Below are 5,126 nucleotides of genomic sequence, written 5' to 3' on the forward strand. Positions count from 1 at the left end.
AGCAGCGGTAGAACTCCGTTCGGGCTACGCCCTCTCTTCGTTCCACCGCTGCTGCAACGTCTCATCTTGATTGACGCTTCGTCTCATCTTGGTTGTCGCGCTGCAAAGATCGTTCACCACGAACTCGATGCGCGTGTAGGGATGGCGAAACAGGTTGTTAAGCAGGTCTTGCGAATAGAGCTTCGGAACTTCCTCACGCAGGCGCTTTTTAACGCTCGCCGTTTGGCTGCGTATCCCTTCGACAAGCGTAAGCGTTGCCTGAGCGGTCTCTGCAACCGCTTCAAGCATATAGAGAACCCAGTTTTCCCAGGCGTTTTCTGCGCGGACGGCTTGAAGCAGGCGATAATAGTCTGCCTTGGTTCGCGTGATATGACGCGAGAGATAAAGGATCGGAATATCTAGAAGGTCTGCGCGCGTGAGATAGAGGACGTTCAGAATGCGTCCGATGCGTCCATTGCCGTCAGAAAATGGATGGATGCTCTCAAACTGGTGATGGATCAGCGCCATCTTGATAAGCGGATCAAGGGGAGAACGATCATCCTCGTTAATAAACTTTTCAAGTGCGGACATGGCGGCTTCAATCTCGCGCGCATCCTGCGGCGGCACATAGACGACATCCCCTGTCGCATCATTCCTGAGCGCGGTGCCTGGCGTAACGCGAAAGCTATCCTCCCGCCCTTTCAAGAGGCGAAACATGTCGATGAGCGTTCGGTTTGTGATCAGACCGCCAGTTTCGTATAACCGACTGTATCCCAGTTTGAGGGCATCGCGATAAAGGGCGACTTCCTTGGCGGCTGGAGAATCCGGCCCCTCAAGCTGCAAGTCCGCCTGAAACAGTTCGTCTTGCGTCGTGACGATGTTCTCGATTTCGGAACTGGCCTTCGCCTCTTGAAGCGCCAGTGTGTCGATCAGAATGCCCTGATTGGGAATGGTTGCGGCACGTCCCTTCAATTCCGCCAACGCACGATTGGCTTTGGCGAGTGCCTTCAGCACTACAACCGTTTCGAGGTCGGTGGGCGGGGGCAGGTCGGGAAGAGCATAGCTTGGTTTTAACATGTCCATCGCAATATGTTAAAAATACGCGCATTATTTAACATGTGTTGAGGCATATGTGCACATAAATGGCTTTGCTGTGACATGTCAGGTCCAGCCTCGCTGGCGGCATACAACCGGCGAACGGTTGGTCAAATGGCTATGCAGGAGGAGAGACGAATCTCCCCCTGCTCGATGGGTCCAGGAGAGCCGAAGTCTCGCTCGGTCGTCTCCATGCGCGAAAGCATCGGTGCAGGTATCCAAAGCAGACGCCTTTGTGCGGTCCAGCGGCATACGCTGGTCGTCGTGGGTCACGGGAGGGGTGCGAAAGCCCCACCTATGCGCGATGAAACGGCGGACGTTTCAATGGTGCGATGAGGCTCGAAGCCGAGGATCGCCAATGCCAGAGGGATGCAACGGGAGAGCGTAGCGTCTCCCTTGCCAAGATAGCGCGGTATTCCCTGCGCTCACAAGAAACGGCCTGCCGCGAATATGCGCGCTTCGCCACGCGTTCCGAAATGATATCGTCGAGATCACGAAATCGATGGTCCGGATGGGGCGAAACTGGTTCTGATGGCCGGCCAATTCGGCCTCGACGTGGGAAGACGCAGCATCGAGGCCAAACAGTTCAGTGAGCTATCGCTGATCCTCCGCCTTTGCAGGTTCCTCGCGCAGACGTTACGCGAAGACGATACTCGCAATCCCCTTTATTTACCGATCGGGAATTGTTTATATACATGCGTAGCCTATTGCGCTCAATTTCCCGATCGGGAAATTTCCTTCGACAAGTTCAGCAAAATTGTGCTATTTTCCCGATCGGGAAATTCAAATGGCAAAGCAAGTCACAAGTCCAGCCGACATCGGCGCCCTGGTTAGGATTGCACGCAAGGAGCAAAACTTGCGGCAGGACGAGCTTGCCGGTGTCGCGGGCGTTGGTCTCAGGTTCATTGTTGATCTTGAGGCTGGCAAGCCGACAGCTCAGATCGGAAAAGTGTTGCAAGTTCTGCAAACGCTCGGTTGTTCGATCGATATTTGGGAACCTGGTGAGCGCAGGCGATGACGACAAAGGTTCTCAACGTATGGTGGGATAGCCGCGTCGTCGGCCAGTTTACCCAGGATAGACACGGCGATATCGCCTTTCAGTATGCAGACGAATGGCTTGGCGACCAGACCACGCCGCCGCTTTCCGCCTCCTTGCCGAAGCGGGCGGAACAATTCTCTCGTTGCGAATGCCGCCCATTTTTCGGTGGGCTTCTCCCTGAAGAGAGCCAGCGCCTTGTTGCTGCACAGGCTTTGGGCGTTTCGCCAGGTAATGACTTCGCGCTTCTCGATCGTTTGGGTGGCGACGTTGCTGGCGCGCTTCAGCTGGTGCCGGAAGGTGAAATTCCGCCTGATGTGACGGTGGATGCCGCCGCTCAGCCGAAGCCACTGGATGATGCCGGGATCGTTCGGATATTGCACGCCCTTCCTAACAGGCCTCTACTGGCCGGCGAGGAGGGGTTAAGGCTATCTTTGGCTGGCGCGCAATCGAAGGTCCCTGTTGTCGTCGCCGATGGTCAGATTGCCCTCCCATTGCCGGGGCAACCCAACCACACATATCCTGAAGCCGCCGATAGCGCGTTTTAAAGGCACAACTGAGAACGAGGCATTCGTGATGGGTCTCGCCGCCGCGGTAGGCCTTGACGTTGCCACGGTAGAGGCAAGGAATGTGCAGGGACGCCCGTTCCTCTTGGTCGAGCGATATGATCGCGTGCGCGACGATCTCGGCGTCATGCGTCGTATCCACCAGGAGGATTTTTGTCAGGCGCCGCGGTGCCACCAGAAAGCAAATATGCCGACGAAGGCGGGCCGACCTTCAAAGACTGCTTCGAGTTGTTGCGGCGCGTGTCGGCGCGACCGGCGACGGATATCGCAAAATTGCTGGATGCAGCGATTTTTAATCTTATCGTCGGAAATGCCGATGCTCATGGCAAGAATTACTCGATCCTTTTCGACGACCGGGGACCGAGAATAGCACCGCTGTACGATTTGCTTTCGACAGTAGCCTATCCCGATCTTTCGCCGGAGATGGCAATGAGAATTGGGAGGCGAGCGACCTTGGCCGAAATGGATGCGGATGGATGGAAGGCATTCGCGAAAGATGTCGGGATTGGCTTTGGTTCTGGTTCGCCGGCGCGTTTCCGAAATATGCGGGGCTATCATAGAGCACGCAGGTGATGCCTCAGCAATCGTGCCGGGTAATATGACTACCGCAGGAGTGTCTGAATCGGTGAAGAACCGGGCTGTCTTGGTGGCTTTGTCAGTTGGATAACTGTTAATTTGGCATGCAGCTGAAGCGTCTTGGATCGCTCGCTTCTTTCCTGCATTGCGATGCCTCTGATTTCTAAATTTGGTGGATAAATGTGCATTGAAAAGGCTGTCGAGTTGCAGCCCCATCTACGCCGCGCCGCCAAGGTGCGAATGGTTCGGTCCATACGCGATAGGCTGCGATCACCGGGCCTTCCTTTGTGCCCGCCCGTCTGAAAAGCCCTACGAATGCGGGGCTCAATCCGCGAGGATAGAAAACGGCTGCGAGGGCGCATCTGCCCATCAGGCATTGTAGTTCACACTCGCGTCCAATGGCGACGTCATCGCCTGGGGCACTCGAACATACCGAGGCAGCCTCTGACCGCAGTAAGTTCTCAAACATGTCCTCGTCTGTCGACATTCATGTTTCGGGGAGCGCAATCCCGCGTTGCTTTTATGTCACGCTCTCTTCATTATCGTCGGGTACGGGTGGATCACCGCACAATCCTTTCTACTTGAGAATCCTGAAGCCCACGAATTCCTTGTGGCGCGTAAGTTTGGGTTCGCAATGAAAATTCCAGCTCTTGTTCTCACAGCTCTTGTTTCCTCCACATCCTCGCTGCTTGCAGCAGACCTGGTGGCTCCCGTTGAGCAGCCGACGGTTGTGCAGCCGGTATCCGGTTTCTACATCGGTTCGCTCTCGTCCGTGAATTTTCTTGACGACACCAGCTTCGGCGTCGGCGGCGCGACGGTATCGACTGATTATGATGTCGGTTTCTACAGCGCGCTTCGCGCTGGCTACGACTTTGGAGCGTACGGTTTCGTTTCGCCACGTGTGGAATTGGAACTCGGCTATGGCACAGCTTCGGTCGACGAGCATAGCATCGGTGGCGTAGGTCTCGGCGGCATCAACTCCTTTGGTGATGCCCGGTCGATCCAAGGTTATGTAAACGGATACTTGGATATTCCGCTGGCCGCAGACGGAGCTTTGAGCGCCTTCACCCCGTATGTTGGTGGTGGTGTCGGCTTCATGAACCTTGACCTTCGCAAGCAGGGAGTTGCGGGTGTTGCAACGTTGATGGACGACAGCGACACAGCGTTCGCCTATCATCTGGATGCGGGTGTTGGGATCAATCTGCAGGCTATTGGGTTGTTCTCTGACGTTTCTCTTTTCGACAACACGACACTCGACATCGGATATAGGTTCACGGCTGCAGATAATTTTGATTTTACCTCGCAAGCGGGCACGTCCTCGAGCACGGATTTCCGCAGCAACGCTGTGACTTTCGGTTTCCGCAAGAGTTTCTGACGACCTAGGCGCAGCGTTGGGAGACCTACGCTGCGCCAGCGAAATACGCGGCTTCTCTTGGCGCACGCCCAATTTCCATTGCGTGATTTCGTAAGCGGGCCGTTATGAGGGTTTGGGCTTCATCACGTTGGAGATGGCGGATACGACGTATTCATCCATGTGTCTGCTTTGGCCCGTAGCGGTTCGTTCCGAGAGGGCAACAAGGTCAGCTTCAAGGTTGGTCGGGACCGCAAGACGAGAAACTTCAGGCCAGAGAACGTTTCAGTTTTCTAAACCAGCTGAAGCTGCTCGACCAATCAAGCAGCGATGACTGTCAGTCCAGGAAGGGGTCGCCCTGTTGCAGGGAGGCTCTTTTCGCTAAGGGACAACGATTGTGCTTCCAAGTTTTCCGCGAGATATTGAATATTAGCGAAAGGATGACGATCTACAGCTGGTCTCAGGAGCAGTTTCAATGATTGTCGTCGTATTAGTCGCAGTCGCCTCGATCTGCGGGATCGCC

The 5,126-nt window shown here is 55.3% G+C and carries 3 protein-coding genes and 2 pseudogenes; 4 read left to right on the top strand and 1 reads right to left on the bottom strand.

What is annotated here, in order from left to right; genetic code table 11:
* Positions 1-24 precede the first annotated feature (24 nt).
* Positions 25-1,056: a Fic family protein gene (locus QTL96_RS22690; protein ID WP_289729299.1), complete on the bottom strand. Its 1,032-nt coding sequence runs from the start codon at positions 1,054-1,056 to the stop codon at positions 25-27.
* A gap of 805 nt (positions 1,057-1,861) precedes the next feature.
* Here QTL96_RS22690 and QTL96_RS22695 point away from each other — a divergent pair.
* From QTL96_RS22695 to QTL96_RS22710, 4 genes and pseudogenes are all read left to right on the top strand, one after another.
* Complete coding sequence (locus QTL96_RS22695) at positions 1,862-2,092, top strand: helix-turn-helix transcriptional regulator (protein WP_289729300.1); 231 nt, start codon at positions 1,862-1,864, stop codon at positions 2,090-2,092.
* Positions 2,089-3,343 (top strand): annotated as a pseudogene (locus tag QTL96_RS22700) (type II toxin-antitoxin system HipA family toxin). Before QTL96_RS22695 ends, QTL96_RS22700 begins: the two are co-directional and overlap by 4 nt.
* A gap of 543 nt (positions 3,344-3,886) precedes the next feature.
* A complete protein-coding gene (locus QTL96_RS22705; protein ID WP_289729301.1) occupies positions 3,887-4,627 on the top strand; it encodes a porin family protein in 741 nt (246 codons plus the stop codon).
* 120 nt (positions 4,628-4,747) lie between these two features.
* A pseudogene (locus QTL96_RS22710) lies at positions 4,748-4,900 on the top strand (cold shock domain-containing protein); the annotation flags it as partial.
* Between the last annotated feature and the right edge of the window lie 226 nt (positions 4,901-5,126).

This window comes from Rhizobium sp. S163 (assembly GCF_030380805.1).
GTDB lineage: Bacteria > Pseudomonadota > Alphaproteobacteria > Rhizobiales > Rhizobiaceae > Rhizobium.